The 24,623-nt window shown below is 73.0% G+C and carries 19 protein-coding genes; 13 read left to right on the forward strand and 6 right to left on the reverse strand.

What is annotated here, in order from left to right:
* Positions 1-42: 42 nt before the first annotated feature.
* The 4 genes from tagH to JJI54_RS15600 are packed head-to-tail and all read right to left on the reverse strand — an operon-like array spanning position 43 to position 4,342.
* Positions 43-1,455: a type VI secretion system-associated FHA domain protein TagH gene (gene tagH, locus JJI54_RS15585; protein WP_203073913.1), complete on the reverse strand. Its 1,413-nt coding sequence runs from the start codon at positions 1,453-1,455 to the stop codon at positions 43-45.
* Between the two features lie 7 nt (positions 1,456-1,462).
* Positions 1,463-1,765, reverse strand: a complete 303-nt coding sequence (locus JJI54_RS15590) for a PAAR domain-containing protein (RefSeq protein ID WP_203073914.1) — start codon at positions 1,763-1,765, stop codon at positions 1,463-1,465.
* Position 1,766: 1 nt separating this feature from the next.
* Positions 1,767-2,357 carry a DUF6931 family protein gene (locus JJI54_RS15595; RefSeq protein ID WP_203073915.1) on the reverse strand — a complete coding sequence of 197 codons (591 nt, stop codon included), beginning with the start codon at positions 2,355-2,357 and terminating at the stop codon, positions 1,767-1,769.
* Between the two features lie 2 nt (positions 2,358-2,359).
* A complete protein-coding gene (locus tag JJI54_RS15600; RefSeq protein WP_203073916.1) occupies positions 2,360-4,342 on the reverse strand; it encodes a type VI secretion system Vgr family protein in 1,983 nt (660 codons plus the stop codon).
* Between the two features lie 207 nt (positions 4,343-4,549).
* Between JJI54_RS15600 and JJI54_RS15605 the strand changes: the two genes are divergently transcribed.
* Positions 4,550-5,623, forward strand: coding sequence for a hypothetical protein (locus JJI54_RS15605; protein ID WP_203073917.1), 1,074 nt, complete (start codon positions 4,550-4,552; stop codon positions 5,621-5,623).
* Between the two features lie 2 nt (positions 5,624-5,625).
* Positions 5,626-8,580 (forward strand): caspase family protein, encoded by a 2,955-nt coding sequence (locus tag JJI54_RS15610; RefSeq protein ID WP_203073918.1) that lies wholly within the window; start codon positions 5,626-5,628, stop codon positions 8,578-8,580.
* A 106-nt stretch (positions 8,581-8,686) separates the two neighbouring features.
* On the opposite strand, the gene JJI54_RS15615 is transcribed toward JJI54_RS15610, so the two are convergent.
* Both JJI54_RS15615 and tssH read right to left on the reverse strand, forming a co-directional pair.
* Entirely contained in the window at positions 8,687-9,166 is a 480-nt protein-coding gene (locus JJI54_RS15615) for an Hcp family type VI secretion system effector (protein ID WP_203073919.1), read from the reverse strand.
* Positions 9,167-9,231: 65 nt separating this feature from the next.
* Positions 9,232-11,889 carry a type VI secretion system ATPase TssH gene (gene tssH / locus JJI54_RS15620; RefSeq protein ID WP_203073920.1) on the reverse strand — a complete coding sequence of 886 codons (2,658 nt, stop codon included), beginning with the start codon at positions 11,887-11,889 and terminating at the stop codon, positions 9,232-9,234.
* 173 nt (positions 11,890-12,062) lie between these two features.
* Here tssH and tssA point away from each other — a divergent pair, with 173 nt between their 5' ends.
* From tssA to JJI54_RS15675, 11 genes are all read left to right on the forward strand, one after another.
* Positions 12,063-13,175, forward strand: a complete 1,113-nt coding sequence (gene tssA, locus JJI54_RS15625; protein WP_203073921.1) for a type VI secretion system protein TssA — start codon at positions 12,063-12,065, stop codon at positions 13,173-13,175.
* Positions 13,176-13,377: 202 nt separating this feature from the next.
* Complete coding sequence (gene tssB / locus JJI54_RS15630) at positions 13,378-13,884, forward strand: type VI secretion system contractile sheath small subunit (protein WP_203073922.1); 507 nt, start codon at positions 13,378-13,380, stop codon at positions 13,882-13,884.
* A gap of 3 nt (positions 13,885-13,887) precedes the next feature.
* On the forward strand, positions 13,888-15,381 hold the full coding sequence (tssC, locus tag JJI54_RS15635; protein ID WP_203073923.1) for a type VI secretion system contractile sheath large subunit: 1,494 nt from the start codon (positions 13,888-13,890) through the stop codon (positions 15,379-15,381).
* A gap of 21 nt (positions 15,382-15,402) precedes the next feature.
* On the forward strand, positions 15,403-16,935 hold the full coding sequence (gene tssC / locus JJI54_RS15640; RefSeq protein WP_203073924.1) for a type VI secretion system contractile sheath large subunit: 1,533 nt from the start codon (positions 15,403-15,405) through the stop codon (positions 16,933-16,935).
* Positions 16,936-16,964: 29 nt separating this feature from the next.
* A complete protein-coding gene (locus JJI54_RS15645) occupies positions 16,965-17,744 on the forward strand; it encodes a type VI secretion system accessory protein TagJ (RefSeq protein WP_203073925.1) in 780 nt (259 codons plus the stop codon).
* Entirely contained in the window at positions 17,741-18,250 is a 510-nt protein-coding gene (tssE, locus tag JJI54_RS15650; protein WP_226381775.1) for a type VI secretion system baseplate subunit TssE, read from the forward strand. Before JJI54_RS15645 ends, tssE begins: the two co-directional genes overlap by 4 nt.
* A gap of 3 nt (positions 18,251-18,253) precedes the next feature.
* Positions 18,254-20,083 carry a type VI secretion system baseplate subunit TssF gene (gene tssF / locus JJI54_RS15655; protein ID WP_203073926.1) on the forward strand — a complete coding sequence of 610 codons (1,830 nt, stop codon included), beginning with the start codon at positions 18,254-18,256 and terminating at the stop codon, positions 20,081-20,083.
* Entirely contained in the window at positions 20,080-21,060 is a 981-nt protein-coding gene (gene tssG, locus JJI54_RS15660; protein ID WP_203073927.1) for a type VI secretion system baseplate subunit TssG, read from the forward strand. Before tssF ends, tssG begins: the two co-directional genes overlap by 4 nt.
* The gene (locus JJI54_RS15665; RefSeq protein ID WP_203073928.1) at positions 21,057-22,598 is read left to right on the forward strand and encodes a class I SAM-dependent methyltransferase; all 1,542 of its coding nucleotides are present in this window, start codon (positions 21,057-21,059) and stop codon (positions 22,596-22,598) included. Before tssG ends, JJI54_RS15665 begins: the two co-directional genes overlap by 4 nt.
* Before the next feature lie 83 nt (positions 22,599-22,681).
* The gene (locus JJI54_RS32735; protein WP_318987517.1) at positions 22,682-23,350 is read left to right on the forward strand and encodes an OmpA family protein; all 669 of its coding nucleotides are present in this window, start codon (positions 22,682-22,684) and stop codon (positions 23,348-23,350) included.
* 23 nt (positions 23,351-23,373) lie between these two features.
* Positions 23,374-24,480 carry a hypothetical protein gene (locus tag JJI54_RS15675; protein ID WP_203073930.1) on the forward strand — a complete coding sequence of 369 codons (1,107 nt, stop codon included), beginning with the start codon at positions 23,374-23,376 and terminating at the stop codon, positions 24,478-24,480.
* The last annotated feature ends 143 nt before the right edge of the window (positions 24,481-24,623 follow it).

The raw sequence follows: 24,623 nt of genomic DNA on the forward strand, positions 1-24,623 counted from the left end.
TCCGTCACCCTCTATCGGCCGTGCCGTGGCACGGCATTCGCATCACCGGTCGCGCTTGCCCGTCGCCTGTTCGTAGGCGCGGGCGAAAGCCTTGCCGAAGGCGCTGTCGAAATCATCCTCGAACTGGTCCACAAGCTGCGCGTGGCGGCGCCTGTAGGCCTCCCACAGCCGCTTCTCCTTCGCCCCCGGCAGCAGCCCGCCGCCGGGGTCTTCCGCTTCCAGCGAAGCCGGCGCCAGGCGTTCCAGCAGCGCGCGCGCCGCGGCCTGCGTCGCGGCGAGCCCCGCCACCTGGTGCGCCGTCAAATCGTCCACCGTCTCCTGCACCGCGCGCAGCGCCGGCGATCGGGGATCGAGCAGCGCGGCGAGGGCCTGTTCCTCGGTGGCCGCGAATTTCAGCGGGTTGTTGTCGGTGGCGCGCAGCATCGTCTGCTCGATGCGGAATTCGCGCTTCACATCGGCCCGCGCGATCAGCAGCGCGCGCAGCCCCGCGACGGCGGCGCGCAGCATGGCGCCGGCGGCGCGCAACGCGGCATCGGGGTCCTGCTGCGCGCGCGCGGCCATGGCGGGCGGCAGGCCCGCGCCATCGAACAGCGCGGCCAGCGCGGCGGCCGCATCGCCGGCCATCGGCGCGACCGGCGGCGGCGCGACGGGCGGCGGCGGTGGCGCGGCCGGCGGCGGTGGCGGCGGCATCGGCGCTTCCGCGAAGGGGTTCGCCGCCGGCGGCGCGGGCTTCGGCGCGGGCGCCGGGGCCGGCGTCAGGCCCAGGTCCCAGTCATCCGGGATCAGCGCCTTGCCCACGGGCCGCGTGGGCGGGACCATGAAGGCCTCCGCCGTGGATGGCGCGTGGTCCGGCATCGGCGCGGCGCTGTCGGCGAAGGGGTCGAAATCATCCGGCAGCAGCCCGCCCCGCGCGGGCGGTGCCATGCCGGGCAGCGGCGTCGCATCGAAGCGCGGCGGCGGCGGCGGCGGCGCGAAGGGGTTGGGCGATTCCGCCGCGAAGGGATCGCGCGGCGCCGCGGCGTAAGGATCGCGCGCCTGCGGCGCGTAAGGGTCCCGCGCCTGCGGCGCATGCGGATCCCGCGCCTGCGGCGCGAAAGGATCGGCCGCGCCGCCCCAGCCGCCGGTGGCCGCCGGCGCCTCCGCGATGCGTACCTCGATCTCGTAGCTGCCGAGGCGCAGGCGGTCGCCATCCATCAGCGGCTTCACCTGGTCCCGCCCCACCGGCGCGGAAGCGTGGTTCACGAAGGTGCCGTTGGTGGAAGTGTCGCGCAGCTGCCAGCCGCCGCCGAAGAACTCCAGCACGCAATGCTTCTTCGACAGCACGCGGTCCGGGTCCTGCAGCACCCAGTCGCACTCCGCGCCGCGGCCGAGGCTGATCTCCCCCCCGCTCGCGCGGCGCTGTTCGGGCACCACCGCATCGGGGCAGCGCAGGACGGATAGCGTGATCTCCGCCATGGCCGCCTCAGCCCCCGATCATCACGGTGGGAAAGCCCATGACGATGACGCCGCCATGCGCGCAATTGTCGCCGATGCGCGCCGCCGGCATCTTGCACACCAGCACGGTGGCGCTGCCCTTCACGATGACATCGGGCGGGCCGACGCACATGCACATGTCGCTGATGCGCGCCTGCGGCATCTTGCCGACGATGACGGTGGGCGCGCCGGTCAAGATGGGCCCGCCGATATGCGGGATGGGCGGCAGGCCCGGCGTCACCATCGGGCAGACATGCATGTCGGTGATGCGGGCGGCGGGCGGTCCGGGCATCTCAATTCTCCTCCGGCGCGATGCGCCCCGCGCCGCCGGCGGCGATGTCCCGCGCCGCGGCGAGGAAGCGCGCCAGGCGGTCCTGCGCCCGGTCGGGGCGCAGCCGCACGGCAGCGAGGACGACGCCGCCGCTGACGGCGACGCCGGTCAGGTGATCGGGCGGCGGCACCACGGGCTGGCCGGCCGGCGCCATGCTGCCGCCGGACCAGAAGGCGCCGACCGCCGCCCAGGCCTCCGGCGAGCGGAAGGCCGTGCGCTGCGCGGCCTCCATCGCGGCGCGGCGCAGCGTCTCCTCGTTCGGCTTGCGCACCCAGGCCTCCGCGGCCAGCAGCGCATCGGCATCCACGGGCAGCAGCGCGGGGTCGGGCACGGCGCGGGCGCACATGCAGCCCCACCACACGGCCTCCCGCTTCGGCAGCGCATGCGCGGCCAGGCGCGCGGCCTCGTTCCGCAGCCCCGCGGCTTCCAGCTTCAGCATGCCGTCGGCCGCCGTCGGCAGCCCGTCCAGCAGCGCGAGCGCCGGCGGTTCGAGCTCCAGCCGCGGCAGCAGCGGAGGAAGCGGCGTGGCCAGCTTGGGAAGGGTCTCGGCCATGGTCAGTTGATCATCACGATGCCACCCTCGAGCTGCATCATGGCATCGGCCTTCTCCTGCAGCATGAGGGTCTTGAGCGTGTGGAGGAGTTGCGCCTCCGTCTGGATGATCATCCCCTTGATGGTGACGCCGGTCTGGTCCACCACGATGGTGGATTGCCCGACCTTCAGCGTGATGCTCTGCATCGCCTCGATCGTCACGGCGCCGAGGTCGCATTTGATGGACAGGTTGCCCATCTTCAGCTGCGTCGAATCATTGCCCATCTTCAGCGTCGTGGAGCGGTTGCCGGTATCGATCGAGAGGGTGTCGTTGCCCAGCTTGATCGTGTCCTCGCGGTTGCCCTTCTCCAGCGTCAGCTTGTCGTCGCTGTCCTTGATGGTGACGGTGCGGGCGTTCTGCACCACCTCCGTCTGGTCATGGCCGATGGTGCGGTCCTCGTTGTTCTCGACCTCGACCTTCAGGTCCTTCTGGGCATGGAGGAGGACCTCCTCCTGCCCCTTCTTGTCCTCGAAGCGCAGCACATTGGCATCGGCCGCGCTGTCCGACTTGTAGCTGCGCGTGACGTAGCCCGTCTGCGTCTTGTTCGCGGGCAGCGTGAAGGGCGGCTTCGAATCCTTGCCGTAGACGGAACCGACGACGACCGGCCGGTCCGGATCGCCGTCGAGGAAGGCGACCAGCACCTCGTCCCCCACGCGCGGCAGGTACCAGGCGCCGCCCCAGCCGCCCGCCACGGATTGCATGACGCGCACCCAGCAGGAGGAGGTGTCGTCATCCTTCCCCCAGCGGTCCCAGCGGAACTTCACCTTGATGCGGCCGAATTCGTCCACATGGATCTTCTCGCCCGGCGGGCCTGTCACCTTGGCCGAATGCATGCCCGGCATGGCGGGGCGCGGATAGCGCGGCTGCGGCACCCAGCGCCGGCCCGCGAAGGCGAAGGTGAGCGCGGCGCGATAGCTCTCCACCCCGCCCGCCCCGGCGATGAGGCCCGAGGTGTCCACCGCCTCATGCCGCGCGCTGGTGATGATGAACTGGCGCGAGCGGTTGGTGCCGTCCTCCAGGTTCACCTTGATGACCACGCGGCTGCCGGTGGAATTGCGCGGATCGATGGCGGTCGCGGCATATTCCTCGCTGCGCGCCTCCTGGTCGCTCATCGACACCTCGGCCGGATCGAGGCCGGGCCGCGTGCTCATGCCGCCGGGCCAGAAGTAGTTCTCCCCCGCGCCCGGCATGTTGGGCTCCTCGAAATAGGTGCGGGTGGGGCGGGAGGAGCTCAGCACCTCGGACGGCTTGCTGCGCTCGTCGTCCATGTCCTCGAGCCGCGTGATGAAGCTCCGCGTCCGGTTCATCCGGCGCCAGCCGCCATAGGTGTCCAGGTCCGCATCGCCGTGATGGGCGGTCTGGTCGGCGCGTTCATCCTGCGGGAAGGACGCCGCGGCCCCGGCGACGCAGAGTTCGTGGCCGCCGGCGCTGTGCTTGAAGAAGTAGGTCAGGCCATGCTCCTCCAGCAGGCGGGAGAGGAAAGCGAGGTCGGTCTCGTTGAACTGGGTGCAGTAGGGAATCGGGCTGGCATCCACCATATGCCAGGTCGGCGGCGACTGGCCGTGGTCCTTCAGCACCGCCGTCACGATGTCCTTCACCGACTGGTCCTGCCAGATGCGGCAGTTGCGCCGCAGGCCGAGGCGCCAGAGATACGGCACGGCGACGAGCCGGTAGGTCATCCGCCCGGCGGCGCCCGGCGCCAGCTTGCGGAACTCCGCCACGGTGCCATGGAAGTGCCGCTCGACCGGGCTCGGCCCCTTCTGCGTGACAGTGATGGTGACATCGACGTTCAGCATCTTCTCGGGCAGCAGGGCGGGATCCTTGCCCAGCACCTCGGCCTCGATCGCGTAGGTCAGGCCCAGCTCCTCGGTCACGCTGAGCTTCGTCACGGTCAGCGCGCCGTCCCCGAGGGGTGACTTGATGGTCAGTAGCCGTGGAGGCTGCATGCCGGGCGGGCCCTCCGTTGCAGTCCCCCATGGCGCCGAGGACCGGTTCGCGTCGCGAACCAGGATAGACACGCCGCCGCCGCAGCGAAAGCAAGGCCTGCTTCGTGTCGCGTGTTGCGCCATGCTGCACCGGCCGCATTCCGGGATGGCCCGGGGCCGAAAGGGCTGATAGCCTTCGCGCAACACTCGGCCAACGAAGGCAGCGCCATGTCCACCACGTCCGCTCCGCTTTCCCCTCCGCTGGTGCCCGCGGCGCAGCCCCGGCCGCGGGGCCGGGTGCAGCGAAGCATCGCCGTGCTGACGGCGGCGGCGATGCTGACCGCCTGCGTCAGCACGCGCGAAGGCCGGATCGGCGCGGATGACGGCACGGATGCCTGCCGCGCGCAGGTCGTCGCCCTCGACAGCACCGGCAATTTCTTCGCGGAGGACATCATCCGCGGCGCCGCGATCGGCGCGGTGGGCGGCGCCGCGCTGGGCGCGCTGCTGGCCGCGGCCTCCGGCGGGCGCGGGCGCAACATCGCGGCGGGCGCGGCGATCGGCGCCGTCGGCGGCGCGGTGGTGGGCGGCACCGCCGGCTACTTCTCCGCCCGCCAGCAGCAGGCGCAGGACCAGGCCTCGCTCAGCATGGCCGTCGCCAACGACCTGGCGGCGGAGAATGCGCAGCTGGACCGTACCTGGGTGGCCTATACCCAGCTGATGGATTGCCGCTTCGGCACCGCGCAGCGCATCCGCCAGGCCTTCCGCGCCGGGCAGGTGACGCGCCCGCAGGCGGAAGCGCAGCTGGCCGATGTCCGCGCCCGCACGCAGCGGGATTTGGCGCTGGCCCGCAGCATCAACGACAAGATCGGCGAGCGCGGCCAGCAATTCGACGTGGCGATCGAGAACATCGCCCCCGGCACCAAGGACCAGGTGCTCTCCGGCGCCCGCGTCTCCCGCGCCGTGCCGGTGCAGGCCCGCGCGCCCGTCGCGCTGAAGCTGCGCCCGGACCCCAACGCGCCGGAGGTGACGCAGATCTCGGCGCGGGAAGCGGTGACGCTGCGTCCCTCCTACAACGGCTTCGCGCTGGTGGAGACCGCGTCCGGCGTGCGCGGCTACGCGCCGGCCAGCGCCTTCCCGGAGGCCCGCAACCTCGGCGTCGCGCCGCCCCAGCCCACGGCCAGCACGGGTGGCGATTTCCGCTCCCTCGCCGCCAGCAACATCGCGCGCCGCGACAATTTCTCGCAGAGCCTGGAGAATACCGAGCGCCTCGCCCAGGGCGCGGGCTTCGAACTGGCGAGCTGACGATGCGCGGTCTGGCGGCCGCCTTCCTCCTCCTCCTGCTCGGCACGGGCGGCGCCTTCGCGCAGGCGCCGCCGGAGCCGCCCCAGCAGCCCTTCCTGCGCGTCGAGGCCGCGGCCCATACCGCGCCCGTCGCGCGGCTCGCGACCGATGCGGAAGGCCGCATCCTGGCCAGCGTGTCGGACGACAAGACGCTGCGGCTGTGGGACCTGCCGGATGGCACGCTGCGCGCCGTGCTGCGGCCGCCGATCGGGACGGAGGCGGAGGGCGAGCTCTACGCCGTCGCCCTTTCCCCCGATGGGCGCAGGGCCTTCGTCGCGGGCTGGACGGGCGCCGCCTGGGACCGCAGCTTCGCCATCTACCTGTTCGACACCGGCAATGGACGTCTCCTCGCGCGGCTGCCGGGCCTGCCGGCGCCGGTGCAGCACCTCGCCATCTCGGCCGATGGCACGCGCCTGGCGGCGGCGCTGGGCGGAAGGGCGGGCATCCGCGTCTGGGATGCGCGCAACGGCACGCCGCTGTGGGAGGATGCGGCCTACACCGGCCCCGCGCGCATGGTGGCCTTCGATCCGGCCGGCGAACGCCTGGCGGCGAGCGGCGCGGATGGGCGGCTGCGCGTCTATGACCGCGCCGGCCGCCGCATCGCGGATCGCGCGCCGGTGCAGGGCGCGCGCCCCTTCGGCCTCGCCTGGTCGCCGGATGGCGCGCTGATCGCGCTGGGGTTCGAGGACCGGCTGCGCGTGGAGGTGATGGCGGCGAGCGACCTGCGCACGCTGTTCCTGCCCGATGTCGCCGGCCTGGCCGGAGAGGGCCTGCCCGCCGTGACCTGGGCGCATGATGGCCGCGGCGGCGTGCAGCTTCATGCCGCCGGCTATGCGCGACGCGCCGCGCCCGCTGCCGGCGCGCGCGGCATCGCGGCGCCCGGTTCCGCCGCAGGCGCGGCGGAGGCGCGGCGGGATTTCGTCATCCGTCGCTGGACCGATTTCGGCCTCGGCCCGCCCGGTGACATCGCCGCGGCGCGCGATGCCATCGCGCAGCTGGTCCCGCTGCCGACCGGCGGCGTCGCCTATGCCGCGGCGGATCCGGGCTGGGGGCGCGTCGCGCCGGATGGCATGCTGGCCATCGCGCCGCGTCCGCCAGGCGCCGATTTCCGCAACACCGGCGCGGCGCTCGCGACCTCCGCCGACGGCACGCGGCTGCGCATCGCCCTGCGCCCGGGCGATCCCGCCCTCGCCTTCGATTCGCTGGCGGGCACGCTGACGCGCGACGCGGGCGATGGCACCGGCTTCGCGCCCGCCCGCACCGCCAGCCCGCGCCTGCCGCTGGCGGATTGGCGCAACTCCAACCGGCCGCGGATCGGGCAGGTGCCGCTGCGGCTGGGCGATGGCGAATTCTCCCGCAGCGCGGCGCTGCTGGCCGATGATGCGGGCGTGCTGATCGGCACCGACAACAGCCTGCGCCTGTTCGATGCGGGCGGGCGCCCCATCGCCGCCCTGCCCGTGCCTGGCGCGGTGTGGGGGCTGACCATCGCCGGGGATGTCGCCGTCGGCGCGCTGGGCGACGGCACGCTGCGCTGGTGGCGGATCGGCGCGGGGCGCATCGTGGAACAGGCGGCGCTGTTCATCCACGCGCAGTCCCTGCGCTGGGTGCTGTGGACGCCGGAGGGCCTGTTCGACCACGCGCCCAATGGCGGGCAGGAACTGGTCGGGCTGCACCTGAATGGCGGCCGCGCGCAGACGCCGGAATGGGCCAGCTTCCAGCAGGCCTATCGCGCGCTCTTCGCCCCCGCCGCCGTGCGGGCGCGCATCGCGGGCGATGGCGCGCCGGCGCGCGAGAGGCTGGCGCAGCTCGGCGAGTTGCGCGCCCGCGTCGGCCGCCTGCCGGTGCTGGCGCCGCGCAGCGCCTGCGCCGTGACGCCCGCGGGCTGCGCGCCCGTTGCCTGGGATGCGCGCAGCCTGCCGGCGGAGGCCACCGCGCTGCGGCTCGGCTTCACCGTCACCGATCGGGGCCTCGGCCTTGGCCCGCTCGACGTGCTGGTGAATGACCGCATCGCGGTGCGGGCGGAGGCGACGGCGGGCGAGGTGCTGGCGGAAGTGCCGCTGGATGCCGGGCCGAATCGCGTGACGACGCGGCTTTATGCCGAGGATCGCGCGCTGTTCGCGGAGGGCCCGGCGCTCGAGATGCGCCGCGCCGGCGAAGCGGAGCCCGCCGCCGATGCCGGGCGCCTCATCGTGCTCGCCATCGGCGTGAACGACTACGCCAATGCCGCGCTGAACCTGAACTACGCCGTGCCGGATGCGCAGGTGGTGGCGGATACGCTGCGCGCCCGCGCCGGCACGCTGTTCCGGGAGGTGCGCGTCACCGTGCTGCGGGACCGCCAGGCGACGCGCCGCGGCGTCATGGAGGCGCTGGAGGAGGTGGCGCGCACGACGCTGCCGACCGACACCTTCGTCCTCTACATCGCCGGCCATGGCGTGCGGACGGAACCCGACCAGCGCTTCCTGTTCCTGCCGCATGACGTCACCGACACCAGCAACTGGACCACGCTGCGGCGCCAGGGGATCGAGGATTCGCAGCTGGTGGCGGCCATCGCCCGCATCCGCGCGCGGGACGGGCTGCTGCTGCTGGACACCTGCCATGCCGGCCAGCTGACGATGGACCAGCTCTCCGCCCTCGGCAACGAGACGGGGCGCTTCCTGCTCGCGGCCTCCACCAGCGTGCAGGAGGCGCTGGACAGCTACGACGACCGCAACGGCGTCTTCGCCTATGCGGTACGGGAAGCGCTGCAGGGACGCGCGGCGACGGATGGCGAAGGCCGCGTCAGCGCCCTGGCGCTGGGCGAATGGGTGATGCGCCGCGTGCCGCAGCTGGCGCGGGAGAAGCAGCACAGCCAGGACGCCGTCTTCCGCACCGCGAGCCGCGAGCTGCGCAGCTTCCCCATCGCCATCGTGCCGCGCTGAGCCGGCGCAGGCGGGCCCGGAAACGACAACGCCGCACCCCCGGGGGGATGCGGCGCTGCGGCAGGGGCGGTTGCCGCGCCGGGCGGGCCGGCGCGGCGGGCGATGCTCAGCCGGACTTGGCCGCCGACAGGTCGTAGATCACATGGCCGGTCGTGGCGGTGCCGAACTTGTCGTCGATCTTGATGTACTCGCTGTCGAACTTCGTGAAGTTGATCGAGATCGACTCGTTCGGGCGGTCATCGCCGGCGCTCAGGCTGTAGCCGCTGACCAGCGAGTTCTCCAGGATGTACTTCTGGTAGGGCATGTGCTTGCCGCCATTGTCGGTCTGCGTCAGGTGGATCTCCACCTTCGTCGCCTTGCCGCCGATCGCTTCCTTGAGGACGAGGGGCGAGAAGGCGTCCATGGTCTTGGTGACGACGATCTCGCTGACGCTCGGCGCCGTCGCCTCACGCTTCGACCCGCCGCCGACGCCGGCGGAGATGCCGCGGCCCACGCCCCACTGGAAGCTGTGGACCTGCACCCAGTCCTTGTAGCCTTCCGCCGTCGTCTCGCCCTTCAGGGCGCCGTACTTCAGAAAAACCGCCATGGTCCGTTCCTTCGCTGCTGCGGTGTTCGCCGTCCCCGCCTCGGTCTGCCTCGGCCGCGGGGCCCCTAACCGAGGTCGTACCGGAAGCCGCCGGCATCATCGACGCCGACCTGCACCCGGGTGATCTCCAGCCCCTCCGCCAGGCGCGCCAGGATGCCCGCGGAAAGCTCGGGCAGCAGGGTCCGGCTGAGGATGTTGTCGATGTTGCGCGCGCCGCTCTCCACTTCCTTGCAGCGGGAGACGATGGTCTCCGGCACGCTGTCGTCGAAGTGCAGAGGCACGCCGTAATTCTCCATCACCCGCTTGCCGATGCTGCGCAGCTTGAGGACGCAGATCCGCTTCAGGATCTCATCCGCCAGCGGGTAGTAGATGACGACGTTGCAGCGGCCGAGGAAGGCGGGCTTGAAGACCTTCAGCAGGTCGGGCTGCAGCGCGTCGCGCAGCGGCTCCGGGTCCGGCGCCGTGTCGGGATCGGCGCAGAGCTTGGCGATGGTGTCGGTGCCGGCGTTGGAGGTCATGATGACGACGGTGTTGCGGAAGTCGATGTCCCGCCCTTCCCCATCCTTCATCTGGCCCTTGTCGAAGACCTGGTAGAACACGTCCTGCACGCCGGGATGGGCCTTCTCCATCTCATCGAGCAGCACCACCGAATAGGGGCGGCGGCGCACGGCTTCGGTCAGCACGCCGCCTTCGCCATAGCCGACATAGCCGGGCGGCGAGCCCATGAGGAGCGATACCTTATGCTCCTCCTTGAACTCGCTCATGTTGATGACTGTAAGATTTTGTTCGCCACCGTAGAGCAGGTCCGCGACGGCGAGCGCCGTTTCCGTCTTGCCGACGCCGGAGGTGCCCGCCATCAGGAAGACGCCGATCGGCTTGCGCGGGTCGGTCAGCCCGGCGCGGCTGGTGCGGATGGCCTGCGCGATGGCGTCCAGCGCATGGTCCTGGCCGACGACGCGCTCCATCAGCTTCTGCTTCAGGTTCAGCACGGTCTTGATCTCGTCGGAGACCATGCGGCCGACGGGGATGCCGGTCCAGGTCGCGACCACTTCCGCGACGGCCTGGCCATCCACCACCGGATGCACCAGCGGCTCCTCCCCCTGCAGCGCCTTCAGCGATGCGGCGGCTTCCGCGAGTTCGGCGCGGATCGCGGCCTGGTCCTCGGCCGGCGCGCCGGGCGTGAGGTCGAGCGCCGCGCTTTCGGCGCGGGCGCGCAGGTCCCGCATGCGGGCGACCAGCGCCTTCTCCTGCTCCCACCGCGTATTCAGCGCATCGAGTTCCGCCTGCGCCTTGTCGCGATCCGCCTCCAGCGCCGCGATGCGGGCCGCATGGTCGGCGCCGGTGGCGAGTTCGCGGCCGATGGCGCCGAGCTCCGTCGCCACCAGCTCGATCCGCCGGATGCGGTCCTCGACCGGCGCGGGGACGGAAGCCTGGCTCATCGCCACGCGGGCACAGGCGGTGTCGAGCAGCGAGACGCCCTTGTCCGGCAATTGGCGGGAGGGGATGAAGCGCGCGGAGAGCTTCACCGCATCCTCGATCGCCTCGTCCAGGATGCGCACGCCGTGGTGCTTCTCCAGCGTCTTCACCAGGCCGCGCAGCATGGCCATGGCCAGCGGCTCCGACGGCTCCTCCACCTTCACTACCTGGAAGCGGCGGGTCAGCGCGGCGTCCTTCTCGAAGTACTTCTTGTACTCGGCCCAGGTGGTGGCGGCGACGCAGCGCAGCTCGCCGCGGGCGAGCGCGGGCTTCAGCAGGTTGGCGGCATCGTTCTGCCCGGCCTGGCCGCCGGCGCCGATCAGCGTATGGGCTTCGTCGATGAACATGACGATGGGCGTGGGCGATGCCTTCACCGTGTCGATTACGCCCTTCAGGCGGTTCTCGAACTCCCCCTTCACGCCCGCGCCGGCCTGCAGCAGGCCGAGGTCGAGCGACATCAGCTTCACGTTCTTCAGCGCGGCGGGCACGTCGCCGGCGGCGATGCGCAGCGCGAGCCCCTCCACCACCGCCGTCTTGCCGACGCCGGGTTCGCCGGTGAGGATCGGGTTGTTCTGGCGGCGGCGCGTGAGGATATCGACCATCTGCCGGATCTCGGCATCGCGGCCGAGGATGGGATCGATCCTGCCGGCCTTGGCCTGCGCCGTCAGGTCCGTGCAGAATTGTTCCAGCGGCCCGCCGCCGCGCGGCGCCTCACTGGCCGGCGCGGCGGTGCCGGGCGCGGCGGCGGCCACGGCTTCGGCCTGCGCGCCTTCCTCGCTGCCCGCGGAAAGCTCGGCCAGGTTGCGGCGGATGGCATCCGCGGGCAGGGCGGAGAGGGTCGGGCTGCTGTCCTTCAGCGCGCGCGCCAGCGCATCATCCGACAGCAGCGCGGCCAGCAGGTGGCCGCTGCGGATCCGCGTGGCATTGGCTTCGAGCGAGGCGATGAGCCAGGCCTCGCGAAGCCAGGTGACGATGTCGGGCGAGAGGGCAGGCGCGCGCGCATTGCCGGTGCGCAGCCGGTCCAGCGCGCGCGTCAGCTCCGCCCCCACGCGGCCGGCATCGACTTCCCGCTTCCGCAGGATGGCGGTGATGTCGCTGCCCGCGGCTTCGACCAGCTTCAGCAGGACGTGCTCGATCTCGACATTGTAGTGGCTGCGCGACAGCGTCAGCCCCGCCGCGGCTTCCAGCTGCCTCCGGCCAACCTCGCTCAGCCGGCCGACGACGGATTTGAGATCGACTGCGACCATTCGATTATCATCCTCAGCCGTGCCGGCGAAAAAGCCGCTGGTCCGCGTCGCCGGCCGATGGCAGGCTGACCATCGACAGCATCCACAACGCGCGGTTGCGGGTCCAGAGCGAAACAAGGCGCGCGAAACAGCGCAACACAAAAGTCACGCCGGGGCGAGGCTATAAGGACGACATGAGCGGTCATCCCATCGACATCGATGCATTGCTTGCACCGCTGGATCACGGCGATGGCGGCGCGGGCGAGGATCTGCGGTCGGACTACTCGCCGACCTCCCCCTATCAGCGCCTTCGCGATGCCCGCGCGGCGGCGCGCGCGGAGGAGCGTGCCCGCGACGCGGATGGCGAGGTCGATGCGCCGGTGGCCGAGGCGTGGCGCGACGTCACGCGGATCGGCGTGGAGGCGCTGTCCTCGCGCAGCAAGGACCTGGAGATCGCATCCTGGCTGACGGAAGCGCTGGTGCGCCACCACGGGCTCGATGGGCTCGCGGCCGGCGCGGCGCTGATCCAGGGGCTGTGCGAGGGCTTCTGGGACCATGCCTTCCCCCTGCCGGACGATGAGGGGCTCGATGGCCGCTCCGCGCCGATCGGCGGCCTGGCGGGCGCGGGGGTGGACGGCACCGTCATGCAGCCGCTGCGCCGCCTGCCGCTGTTCCGGCGCGCCGATGGATCGCCGCTCGGCCTCTACCAGTGGGACCAGGCGGAGGAGACGGACGGCATCATCAACGAGGAGCGCCGCCAGGCGCGGCGCGATGCCGGCGTGCCGGAACTCGCGACGCTGGAGGCGGAGGCGCGGTACGATCGCGGCTTCCTCGCCGGCGTCGCGGAATCCGCCGTGGCGGCGCTGGAGGCCTGGCGCGCGATGGAGGCGGTGACGGAAAGCCGCTTCGGCAGCGAGTCTCCCTCCACCCGCAACGTGGCCGCGGTCGTCGAGCGCATCATCGAGGTGACGCGCCGGCTGCTGGGGCCGGCGGAGGAAGGCGCCGCGGAGGCGGAGGAGGCGGGCCCCGCCGCTTCGACCGGCGGCGCGGCGCCCGCGATGGCCGCCTCGGGCGGCGGCGGCGGCGGGGCGATCCGCACGCGGGAGGATGCGCTGCGCGAACTCGGCCGCATCGCCGATTTCTTCCGCGCGACGGAGCCGCATTCGCCGCTCGCGTACACGCTGGAGGAAGCGGTGCGCCGCGGGCGGATGACGCTGCCGGAGCTGCTGGCCGAGATCATGCCGGATGAGGAGGCGCGCCACGGCATGCTCTCCCGCCTCGGCATCCGGCCGGAAGCGGCGCAATGACGATCCGGCGGGCCCCGCCGTGAAACACGCGAAACGTGTATCACGCGAACGGGGCCATCCGGGTGCCCGGCATGGTTGACGCCCCCGTCAGCCGCTGGGCTAAGCTGGTTGTGCAGAATGCGCCCAACCGCGACAGCGCCTGCGCATCCTGCGCGGCGTGGCGTGGACAAGGGCAGGAACGGACAAGGGGCGGCGAGAGGCCATGACGAGCGTTCATGACAAGCTGGCGCGGGTGCGCAAGCCGCGCGTCCACATCACCTACGAGGTCGAGACGGAAGGCGCCGCCATCGTGCGGGAGCTGCCCTTCGTCGTCGGCGTGATGGGAGACTATGCCGGCGACCCGGCGGAGCCGCTGAAGCCGCTGGCGGAGCGGAAGTTCGTCCAGATCGACCGCGACAACTTCAACGACGTGATGGCCCGCATCGCGCCCGGCCTAAACCTGAAGGTGGACAACACCCTGGCCGGCGATGGCAGCCAGATGGCGGTGAACCTGAAGTTCAAGTCGATGGATGATTTCGACCCGGCCAAGGTCGCGGAACAGGTGCCGGCGCTGAAGGCGCTGCTGGAGACGCGCGCCAAGCTGCGCGACCTGATGAGCAAGGTGGACCGGTCCGACGAGCTGGAGAGCCTGCTGGAGCAGGTGCTGAACGACAAGTCGAAGCTGGATGCGCTGTCGGCCGAACTCGGCCTCGACAAGAAGGAGGGCTGAGCCATGAGCTCGACGCAGTCACAGCCCTCGGGCGGCGCCACGACGACGGAGGAGACGGGACTCGGCCTGCTCGACCAGGTCATCGGCGCGACCAAGCAGACGGAGCGCGACCGCGCGCAGGAACTGATCAAGGCGCTGACCGAGGAGGCGCTGAAGGGCACCGTCACCTTCAGCCGCAACCTCAGCCAGACCTTCGACCGCGCCATCGCCGCGATCGACGCCAAGGTCAGCGAACAGCTGAACGCGGTGATGCACCATCCCCGCTTCACGCAGCTGGAAGGCAGCTGGCGCGGGCTGCACTACCTCGTCTCCAACAGCGAGACGGGGACGAGCCTCAAGATCCGCATGCTGCAGGCCAGCAAGCGCGACATCAGCCGCGACCTGCAGCGCGCGGTGGAGTTCGACCAGAGCCAGCTCTTCAAGAAGCTCTACGAGAACGAGTTCGGCACGCCGGGCGGCGAGCCCTATGGCGCCATTGTCGGCGACTACGAATGGACCGCCCATCCGGATGACGTGGAGACGCTGCGGCTGATCTCCAACGTCGCGGCCGGCGCCTTCGCGCCCTTCATCTCCGGCGTCGGCGCGGGCATGTTCGGCATGCAGGATTGGCGGGAGCTGTCCAAGCCGCGCGATCTGGCGAAGATCTTCGAGACGCAGGAATACGCGAAGTGGCGCTCCTTCCGCGAGACGGAGGATGCGCGCTTCGTCGCCCTCGTCATGCCGCGCGTCATCGCCCGCCTGCCCTATGGCGCCGCCACCAAGGCGGTGGAGGAATTCGCCTATGAGGAGGCGCCGCGCAACGCGGACGGCACCGCGCGGGCGATGGACCACAACGAGTATTGCTGGATGAACGCGGCCTATGTGAAGGCCGCGCGCCTCACCGACGCCTTCGCCCAGTACGGCTTCTGCACCGCGATCCGCGGCGCGGAGGGCGGCGGCAAGGTGGCGAACCTGCCGAACCACGTCTTCACCTCCGACGACGGCGACAGCGACGCCAAGTGCCCGACCGAGATCGGCATCACCGACCGGCGGGAGGCGGAGCTGAGCGCACTCGGCTTCCTGCCGCTCTGCCACTACAAGAACACGGATTACGCGGTGTTCTTCGGCTCGCAATCCGTGCAGAAGCCGAAGAAGTACGACCGGCCGGAGGCGACGGCGAATGCCGCCATCTCCGCCCGCCTTCCCTACATGATGGCGACGAGCCGCTTCGCGCACTACCTGAAGGTGATGGCGCGGGACAAGATCGGGTCCTTCATGGAAGCGTCGGATTGCGAGACCTGGCTGAACCGCTGGATCCAGAACTACGTCAACCCGATGGAAGGGGCGGGCCAGGAATCGCGCGCCAAGTATCCGCTGCGGGAAGCGATGATCGAGGTGAAGGAAGTGCCAGGCAAGCCCGGCGTGTACAACGCCGTCGCGCATCTGCGACCCTGGCTGCAGATGGAGGAACTCACGACCTCCATGCGCATGGTCGCGCGGATTCCGCAGAAGTCCTGACCCCGGACAGGACCGCCGATCATGCCCGCGGAGGCCGCGCCGCCGCCGCTGCGAGAGGCGGTCCTCACCGGCCGGTATTTCGGCCGCACCGATGCCGCCGCGGCGGCCGGCCTCGCCGCGCTGGTCGCGGCGACGGATGCGGCCGCGGTGCTGCGCGACTGGTTCGGGCAGGCGCGGCTCGCGATCCTCGCGCGGGACGAACAGCCGGGCGAGGCGCTGCGCGGCGCGATCGACCGCGACATCGCGCGGATCGACCAGCTCGTCTCCGCGCAGCTCGATGCCGTGCTGCATGCCGCGCGGCTGCGGCGGCTGGAAGGGTCCTGGCGCGGCCTGGCCTGGCTGGTGGACCGGCTGCCGCCTGGCGGCGGGCGCATCCGCGTGAAGCTGCTGACCGCGCGCTGGACGGAGATCTGCCGCGACCTGGAACGCGCGGTCGAATTCGACCAGAGCCAGATGTTCCGCAAGGTCTATGAGGAGGAGTTCGGCACCGCCGGCGGCGAGCCCTTCGGCCTGATCGCGGCGGATTACGAGATCCGGCACCTGCCCTCCCCCACCCATCCCACCGACGATGTCGGCGCGCTGACGGCGCTGGCGGGCGTCGCGGCGGCGGCCTTCACGCCCATCGTCTTCGCGGCCTCGCCGGAACTCGTGGGCCTCGACAGCTTCGCCGATGCGCAGCCCGCCTTCGACATCGCAAGCGTGCTGCAGGGGCCGGAGCATGCGCGCTGGCGCAACGCGGCGACGCAGGAGGACATGCGCTTCCTCTGCGTCGCGCTGCCGCGCGTGCTGGCGCGCGCGCCCTGGGCGGATGATGGCGCGCGGGCCGATCGCTTCCGCTACCGCGGCCATGCCGCGGGGGCGGCGCAGCGGGTCTGGACCACGCCGGTCTATGCGCTGGCCGCCGTCGCCATCCGCGCCTTCGAGCGCTTCGGCTGGCCCGGGGAGGTGCGCGGCGCCGAGCCGCAGGAGGACCCCGTGGGCGGCGTGGTGGATGGCCTGGCGTGGGAGGCCTTCGCCTCCGATCCGCCGCGCGGGCCGCCGCCCCGCCCGCCGCTCGACCTCGCGCTCACGGATGAGCAGGAGCGCCAGATCAGCGATGGGCGCCTGGTGCCGCTCTCCGCGCTGGAGGCGCAGGCCGAGGCCAGCTTCGGCGCGCTGCCGTCCCTGCACCGCCCGCCGCGCATGAACACGGCCATCGCCGATGCCAACCAGCGCCTGTCCACGCAGGTGAACACGCTGCTCTGCGTCAGCCGCTTCGCCCACTGCATCAAGCTGATGGGGCGGGACATGGTGGGTTCGGGGCGGGAGGCGGAGGAGGTGCAGCTGGTGCTGCAGAACTGGCTGAGCCGCTTCGTCAGCGGCCTCGGCACCGGGGGCGCCGAGGTGACGGCGAAGTACCCGCTGCTGGATGCGAAGGTCGAGGTGCGGGAGCGCCGCGGCAAGCCCGGCGTCTATGGCTGCACCGTGCATCTGCAGCCCCACCACCAGCTGGATGAGGTCGGCGCGGCCTTCCGGCTCGTCACCGAATTCGCGCCCCGCCGCGTGGCGGCGTAACCGATGACAGCCGCAGGGAAGACAGGACGATGACGACCGCAGGGGATGCCTTCCGCGCCGGGGACCTGGCCGGCGCGCTGGCCGCCGCCACCGCCGCGGTGAAGGCGGCGCCGGCCGATGCCGATGCCCGCTGGCTGCTGGCCGAGCTGCTGCTGTTCAGCGGCGAGGCGGAGCGCGCCGACCGCATGCTGGACGCCGCCGCGCTGCATGAGCCGAACCCCGCGGTGCTGGAGTTCCGCCGCCTGCTGCGGGCGGAGGTCGTGCGCGGCCAGGTGCTGCGGGAAGGGCGCGCGCCGAAATACCAGGGGGATGATGCGACGCCGGCGCAGCAGGCGGCGCTGCGCGCCCGCATCGCCCTGCGCGCGGGCGACCTGGCGGCGGCGGCCGATGCGTCGGCGGAGGCCGAGGCGCTGCGCCCGCGCGTGCCCGGCAAGGCGGGCGACACGCCCTTCGACGATCTGCGCGACGCGGATGACCTGATGGCGGCGGAGTTCGAGGTGCTGACCACGGCCGGCGAGCACATGCTGGTGCCGGTGGAACGCGTGCGGTCGCTGAGCTTCGACCCGCCGCGCCGGCCGCGCGACCTCTACTGGCGGCGCACCATGATCGAGCTGAAGGACGGCACGGAGGGCGTGGTCTTCATGCCCGCCCTCTATCCGGGGCCGGAGAGCGACACCGGCCTGAAGCTGGGCCGCGCCACGGATTGGACGGAGGATGCGGGCCCGGTGCGCGGCCGGGGGCAGCGCGTGCTGCTGGCGGGGGAGGAGGCGCTGCCGATCGCCGCCGCCACCAGCCTGGTGTTCGATTGAGCGGCTTCCGCCCCGGCGGTGCCCCGCGCGGCCCGGTGCAACGGGCGCGGCTGCCGCTGCTCGACCGGCTGCTGGATGCGGACCCCGCGACGCCGGAGCCGCCGCCGCCCAGCGCCGCCGTGGCGCTCGACATCCTGCGCGCCGCGGTGCGGCGGGACCTGGAGGCGGTGCTGAACGCGCGCCGCCGCCGCCGGCCGCTGCCCCCGCATCTCGGGGAGTTGCCGGCCTCGCCGCTCGGCTACGGGATCCCGGATGCGACCTCCGGCGCCTATGCCGTGCCGGAACGGCGGCATGCGCTGGCGATGGAGGTGGAGGCGACGATCCGGCGCTTCGAGCCGCGGCTGATGACGGTGCATGTGACGCTGATCGAGGATGAGGAGAACCTCGGCCGCGCGTTGCGGCTGAAGGTGGACGCCGTGCTGCGCGCCGACCCGGTGCCGGAGCCCGTGAGCTTCGAGACGCTGCTGGAACCCGTGTCCCGCGACGTGACGGTGCGGGAGGGATAGGCGGTGTCGGACGACCTTCTCCCCTTCTACAACAGGGAGCTTGCCGCGATCCGGCGGCTCGCGGGCGAATTCGCGGAAGCGAACCCGAAGGTCGCCGGCCGGCTGCGCATGACGCCGGATACGGTGGACGACCCGCATGTGGAGCGGCTGCTGGAAGGCGTCGCCTTCCTGGCCGCGCGGGTGCAGCACCGGCTGGACGACGAATTGCCGGAACTGACGGATGCGCTGCTGGAGCTGCTCTGCCCGCATCTGCTGGCGCCGGTGCCGTCGCTGACCACGCTGCGCCTGCTGCCGAAGCCCGCGGCCACCGGGGCATCGCGCGTGCCGCGCGGCACGCCGGTGGAGACGGAGCCGGTGCGCGGGGAGCGCCTGACCTACCGCACCTGCCAGGAGGTGGTGCTGTGGCCCGTGGCGGTGGAGGCGGCGCGCCTGTCCGGCCTGCCGCTGCCCGCGCCCGCCAACCCGCAGGCGGCCGGCGCGGTAGCGGTGCTGCGGCTGACGCTGGCCACCACCATCCCGGACCTGCCCTTCGCGGCCACGGGGCTCGACCGGCTGCGGCTGCACCTGCGCGGCCCGGCGCCCCTGCCGACGCAGCTGCTGGAGCTGCTCTGCACCGCGACCATCGGGATCGCGCTGGCGGATGGGCCGGGCGATCCGCGGCCGACGCTGCTGCCGCCGGAATGCCTGCGCCATGCGGGGTTCGAGCCGGAGGAGGCCGCCCTGCCCTGGCCGCCCCGCGCCTTCACCGGGCACCGGCTGCTGACCGAGTATTTCGCCTTCGCGGAGAAGTTCCTCTACCTGGACCTGGAGGGGCTGGAGGCGCGCAGCCTGGTGCAGCGCGGCGGGCGCATGGAGGTCTTCATCTACCTCTCCCGCGCGGTGCCGGAGCTGGAGCGCAGCGTCTCCGCCGAGCATGTCGCGCTGGGCTGCACGCCGGCGGTGAACCTGTTCCGCCAGCCCTGCGAGCCGATCGCGCTGGATGGGACGGAGAGCGACTGGCTGGTGGTGCCCGATGCCCGGCGCCCGGCGGCGCTGGAGGTCTATGCGGTGGAGACGGTCCGGCAGAGCCGGCCGGAGGATCCCCGCCCGAAGCGCGTGCCGGCCTTCCATCGCCTGCGGCATGAGGAAGGGGCGGATGAGGTGGCGCCCGGCATCCACTGGATCGCGGCGCGGCGGCCCGCCCCCGGCGTGCTGGGCGGCAGCGAGACGCGGCTGATGCTGCGCGACCCGCATTTCGACCCCAGCCTGCCGGCCGATGGCGTGCTGAGCGTGGATGCGCTGTGCTGCAACCGGGACCTGCCATCCCTGCTGCCCTTCGGCGGCGGGCAGCCGAGGCTGCGCATCACGGACCCGACGGCACCGGCCTCCGGCGCCGAATGCCTGTCCCCACCCACGCCGACGCTGCGGCCGCAGCTGCGGGAACGCAGCGGCTGGCGGCTCGTCTCCCACCTCGCGCTCAACCACCTCGGCGTCACGGGGGGGGCGGAGGCGGCGATGGCGCTGCGGGAGATGATGCGGCTGCACGACCTGCGGGACACGGCGGAGACGCGGCTGGCGCTGGAGGGGCTGGTTTCCGTCAATGCCCGGCCCGGCGTCGCCCGCCTGCCGGGCGTGCGGCCGGGCAGCTTCGCGCGCGGGCTCGACATCACGCTGACCTTCGAGCCGCAGGCCTGGACCGCGGGCGGGCTGTTCCTGCTGGCGGGGGTGCTGGAGCGGTTCCTGGCGCTGCAGGTCTCCGTCAATGCCTTCGTCCGCACGGGCGTCAGCCTGCGGGGCCGGGGCGGTGGCGTCGCCGCCTGGCCGGCGCGCAGCGGCACGCGGGTGCTGCTGTGACCGAACCCTCGCCGCGCGAACGCCTGGCGCGGGAGCCCGCGCGGTTCAGCCTGGACCAGGCGGCGGCCATCGTCGCGCCGGGGCGGGACCCGACGGAGATCGACTTCCGCACCAGCGCGCGGCTGGGCGCCCCCGGCGGGGAGGTTTCGGCCGCGGTGCCGGAGGAGCGGCAGATCACCACGCCGACCTTCGGCCTGATCGGGCCCGGCGGCGTGCTGCCGCGGCACTACACGGCGATGGTGGGGGCGGAGGCCCGGCGGCGTTCGACCGCGCTGCACCGGTTCCTGGACCTGCTGGCGCGGCGCTTCACGGGGCTGTTCGTCAAGGCGAGGGCGAAGTACCGGCCGGCCCGCGACCCGGCGCCGGCGGAGCGGGTGCTGGCGGCGGCGGCGGGGCTCGGCACGCCGCATCTCGTCCAGCGGCTGGCGACGCCGCTGCCGGCGCTGCTCTACCACGCCGGGGCGCTGGCTTCCCGCAGCCGCAGCGCGGAACGGCTGCGGGGCCTGCTGGCGGAGGAAGCCGGCATGCCCGTGCGGATCGTGGAGTTCGCGGGCGGCTGGGTGCGGCTGCCGGCCTCCGAACAGTCGCGCCTGCCGCGGGGCGGGCGGAAGGCCGGGGGCGGGCAGCTCGGGATCGATGTCGTGGCGGGGGCGCAGATCTGGGACCCCAGCGCGCGGTTCCTGATCGAGATCGGGCCGCTGAGCCTGCCGCAATTCCAGGCCCTGCTGCCCGGCTCGCCCCTGCATGCCCGGCTGGTGGAGCTGGTGCGCCTCCAGCTCGGGCTGGAGCAGGACTTCGCCTTCAACCCGATCCTGGCCGCGAAGGCGGTGCCGCCGCTGGCCCTGGGCGGGGCGGGGGGGGCGCGGCTGGGCTGGACCAGCTGGATGACCAGCCCGCATCCGCGCGGGCGCGACGCGGCGGAGGCGATGCTGAGCCCGGCCGCCCCCGCCGCCAGGACGGAGAGTGTCACCGCATGAACAACCCGGCCGCCTGGTCCCGCGGCTATCCGGTGGCGGAGCCCTATCCGCCGGCCTGGCACGGCTTCCAATCCCCGGCGCATCTGCGCGCGACGCTCGCGATGATGGGCGTGGCGTGGGAGGTGGGGCCGGAGACCCCGCTGCGCATCGCGGAGATCGGCTGCGGCAGCGGCTACAGCGCCAATGTGCTGGCGGCCGGGTGCCCGGCGGCGGAGGTCGTCGGCCTCGACTACAACCCCGCCCATATCTCGGAGGGCCGGTCCTTCGCGGCGGAGGCGGGGCTGGCGAATGTCCGCTTCGAGGAGACGGACCTGGCGGAGCTGGACGGCGCGGCGCTGGAGGCGCTGCCGGCCTTCGACCTGGTGCTGATCCACGGCCTGTGGTCCTGGGTCGATGACCGGGTGCGGGAGGGGGTGCTGCGGCTGCTGCGGCGGCGGCTGCAGCCGGGCGGCGTGGTGCTGCTGACCTACAACGCCATGCCCGGCGCCGCGACGGGGCTGGCGCTGTGGCGGCTGGTGCGCGGCATGCTGGCCGGCGCCGCGCCGGGCAGCGATGCCTTCGCCGCGGCGCGCGCGCAGGTGGAGCGGCTGGTGGCGGCGGAGGCGCGGCACCTGCTGCCCTCCGTCTGGCGGAGCCTGCTGCTGGGGGAGATGGGCCATGCCCGCCCCGGCTACATGCTGCACGAATTCGCCACGGAGCATTGGCGCCCCGCCTTCTTCGCCGATGTCGCGGCCGCGATGGGCAGCGCGCGCTGCGAGTATGCGGGCAGCGCCACGCTGTCCGAGAACTTCCCCTCCATGACGCTGTCCGAGGCGCAGCAGGCGCTGTGGCGTGAGGCGCCGGACCAGGCGGCGCGGGAGCTGGTCGTCGATCTCTGCGTGCCGCGCGCCTTCCGGCGGGATGTCTATGTCCGCGGCATCCGGCGCGTGGGGGCGGAGGCCGCGACGGACGCGATCGAGCTGGTGCCGGCCAGCCTGTCGCGGCAGGAGGTGAAGCTGGTGGCCCAGGCGGGGGAGGCCGTGCTGCCGCCCGCCATCATCGGCCCGATGCGGGACGCGCTGGCGCAGGGCCCGCAGACCATCGGCGCGCTCCGCGCCCTGCCGGGCTGCGGCGGCGCCACGCCGCAGGAAACCCTCGCCATGCTGGTCGGCAGCCATGTGGCCATGCCGGTCTGGCAGCATCCCGGCGCGGTGCCGGCGGCTGGCCTGGCGGCCGCCCGGCGGCTGAACGCGGCTTCCATGCGCCGGCTGGCGCCGCATGGCGTGAGCCCGCTGGCGGGCGATGGCTCTCGGCTGGCGCTGGCGACGCCCGTGCTGGGCGGCGGCCTCTTCGCGGACCCGCTGGAGGTCGCGGTGGCCTGCCTGATGGCGCAGGACCCGCCGGGGCCGGATGGCGGGATCGACCTGGCCGCCCTGATCCGCCGCCTGGTCCCGCCCGGCCCGCCGCCCCCCGCGGAGGTGGTGGCGGGGCTGCAGGAGACCATCGTGACGCTGCTGCGGGAACGCTGGCCGGTCTGGCGGGCGCTGGGCATCGCATGACCGCCGTTCCGCCATCGGGCCGCCATGCCGCGGCCCCCAGATTTCGCGGCCCCACCGCGCCCCCCTCTGCGAGGAGACGATCCATGCGATACGCTGCCCTTCCCCTGGCCGGGATCCTGATGGCCACCGGGCTCGGGATCGGCCTTCCGGCGCCGGCGCGGGCGCAGAACGACCCCGCCGCCCTGCAGCTGATCGAGCAGCTGCGGCCCCGCACCCGCGGCATCCGGCTGCCGGCGCCGGCCGATGCCACGCCGCCCGCCAGCCCGGTGGCGCCGGCGGCGGTGGCGCCCGGCGGCCCCGCCGTGGCGGCGCCCGAGGCGGCGAAGCCGGAGGCCTCGGCCCCGCCCCTGGCCAGCGTCCCGCCCCCGACCGTCGCGCCCGGCACCACCGCGCCGGCCGGCGTCGCGGCGGTGTCGATCACCGTGACCTTCCCGAGCGGCTCCGCCACGCTGACGCCCCAGGCCGAGGCGACGCTGGCGCCGCTCGGCCGGGCCCTGTCCTCGCCGGACCTGGCGCCCTTCCGCTTCCGGATCGAGGGCCATACCGACACGGTCGGCGATGCGGCCAGCAACCAGCGCCTGTCCGAACGGCGGGCGGAGGCGGTGCGCGGCTACCTCGTCGCCCGGCACGGCGTGGCGCCGGGGCGGCTGGAGGCGGTGGGCCTCGGCGAGACGCGGCTGCTGGTGCCGACGCCGGATGGCTGGGACGAGGCGCGGAACCGCCGGGTGCAGGTCATCAACCTCGACGACTGAACCCGGGGGCGGCGGAGGGTGCGATGACCGGGGACGACGACACCATCCGCGTGCCGCCGGGCGGCGCAACCCCGGGGCGCGTCGCGCCCCCTGCCCCGCCTACCGTGACCTGGGGCAGGCCGGCGCCGCCCGCCCCGGCCCGGGCGCGGCGGCGCGCGCCGGTGGCGCTGCTGGCGGGCATCCTGCTCTCCGGTGGCGTGGCGGGGGCGCTGTGGTGGGCCTGGCTGGCGCCGGTGGTGGAGGCGCCGGCCGTGCAGGCGCCCGCCGTGCAGGCACCGGTCCCGCAGCCGCCCGCCGCACAGGCACCGGTCCCTCAGGCCCCGGCGCTGCAGGCGCCCGTCCCACAGGCGCCGGCCCCGGCCGCGGTGCCGTCGCGGCTGGCGCGCATGCCGGTGCTGATGGACATGTCCGGCATGCTCGCCCACCGCGCCGCGGTGCCGACCATGATGCGGCTGGCGGAGGAGACGGCGATCTTCGTCCTCGACTTCCCGAGCCTCGAGGAGCAGGGCGCCGCGCTGAACCGCGTGGCGGCGCTGGTGGAGAAGGCGGGCCTGCCGCGGGACCGGGTGCTGACGCCGGCGGAGATGGCGGCCGCGATCGCGCGGGCGGGCGACACGCCCGCCACCTACTACTACGGCCACAACTACCGGGGGGCGGAGCTGGAGCGCTTCTTCGCCCTGGCCGCGCGGGACGGGCTGGCGCTGTCGCCCGACGAGGCCTGGGTGGAAGCCCAGTTCCGCCTGGCGCGCGGCCTGCTGCCGCAGGACCGCGAGATCGCCGTGATCTCCATGGCCGCGCCCGGGCCGCTGATGGACGAGGCCGCGCGCGCCAGCGTGCTGCGGCATGAGCTGAGCCACGGCTTCTTCGCCACCCGCCCGGCCTATGCGGAGCATATCCGCCGCGTGTGGCGGGAGGGCTTCACCGAGGCGGAGCGCGAGGCCTTCCGCCAGTTCCTGGCCCGCGAGCATTACGACCGGGGCAATGAGGAGGTGATGCTGGACGAGGCGCAGGCCTATCTGCTGCACACCCCGGATCCGCGCTTCTTCAGCCCCGCGCATCTCGGGCTGCCGGCGGCGCAGGTGGAGCGGATGCGGGCGCTGATGCGGCGGGGCGCGCCGGGGCTGGAGTGAGCGGGTGTGGCCTTGAGGTCACTAGAGCGTGATCGTCATAGACGGAATCGGATTGGGGATTCCGGCTTGGGCTGATTTCTGATTCAAGCTGCTGGCTGGGCGGAGGCCAGCAGCCCATGACGAGAGCGTTGTCGACTGATCTG

This window comes from Falsiroseomonas ponticola (genome assembly GCF_016805305.1).
GTDB classification, from domain to species: Bacteria; Pseudomonadota; Alphaproteobacteria; order Acetobacterales; family Acetobacteraceae; genus Falsiroseomonas; species Falsiroseomonas ponticola.

What these genes read in the sequence shown, in the direction of transcription:
- JJI54_RS15595 (WP_203073915.1), bottom strand. Translation starts at nt 2,357, where the DNA reads ATGGCCGAGACCCTTCCCAAGCTGGCCACGCCGCTTCCTCCGCTGCTG.
- JJI54_RS15610 (WP_203073918.1), top strand. Translation starts at nt 5,626, where the DNA reads ATGCGCGGTCTGGCGGCCGCCTTCCTCCTCCTCCTGCTCGGCACGGGC.
- tssH (WP_203073920.1), bottom strand. Translation starts at nt 11,889, where the DNA reads ATGGTCGCAGTCGATCTCAAATCCGTCGTCGGCCGGCTGAGCGAGGTT.
- JJI54_RS15665 (WP_203073928.1), top strand. Translation starts at nt 21,057, where the DNA reads ATGAACAACCCGGCCGCCTGGTCCCGCGGCTATCCGGTGGCGGAGCCC.
- JJI54_RS15600 (WP_203073916.1), bottom strand. Translation starts at nt 4,342, where the DNA reads ATGCAGCCTCCACGGCTACTGACCATCAAGTCACCCCTCGGGGACGGC.
- tssA (WP_203073921.1), top strand. Translation starts at nt 12,063, where the DNA reads ATGAGCGGTCATCCCATCGACATCGATGCATTGCTTGCACCGCTGGAT.
- JJI54_RS15615 (WP_203073919.1), bottom strand. Translation starts at nt 9,166, where the DNA reads ATGGCGGTTTTTCTGAAGTACGGCGCCCTGAAGGGCGAGACGACGGCG.
- tssB (WP_203073922.1), top strand. Translation starts at nt 13,378, where the DNA reads ATGACGAGCGTTCATGACAAGCTGGCGCGGGTGCGCAAGCCGCGCGTC.
- JJI54_RS32735 (WP_318987517.1), top strand. Translation starts at nt 22,682, where the DNA reads ATGCGATACGCTGCCCTTCCCCTGGCCGGGATCCTGATGGCCACCGGG.
- tagH (WP_203073913.1), bottom strand. Translation starts at nt 1,455, where the DNA reads ATGGCGGAGATCACGCTATCCGTCCTGCGCTGCCCCGATGCGGTGGTG.
- JJI54_RS15675 (WP_203073930.1), top strand. Translation starts at nt 23,374, where the DNA reads ATGACCGGGGACGACGACACCATCCGCGTGCCGCCGGGCGGCGCAACC.
- tssC (WP_203073923.1), top strand. Translation starts at nt 13,888, where the DNA reads ATGAGCTCGACGCAGTCACAGCCCTCGGGCGGCGCCACGACGACGGAG.
- JJI54_RS15645 (WP_203073925.1), top strand. Translation starts at nt 16,965, where the DNA reads ATGACGACCGCAGGGGATGCCTTCCGCGCCGGGGACCTGGCCGGCGCG.
- JJI54_RS15590 (WP_203073914.1), bottom strand. Translation starts at nt 1,765, where the DNA reads ATGCCCGGACCGCCCGCCGCCCGCATCACCGACATGCATGTCTGCCCG.
- JJI54_RS15605 (WP_203073917.1), top strand. Translation starts at nt 4,550, where the DNA reads ATGTCCACCACGTCCGCTCCGCTTTCCCCTCCGCTGGTGCCCGCGGCG.
- tssC (WP_203073924.1), top strand. Translation starts at nt 15,403, where the DNA reads ATGCCCGCGGAGGCCGCGCCGCCGCCGCTGCGAGAGGCGGTCCTCACC.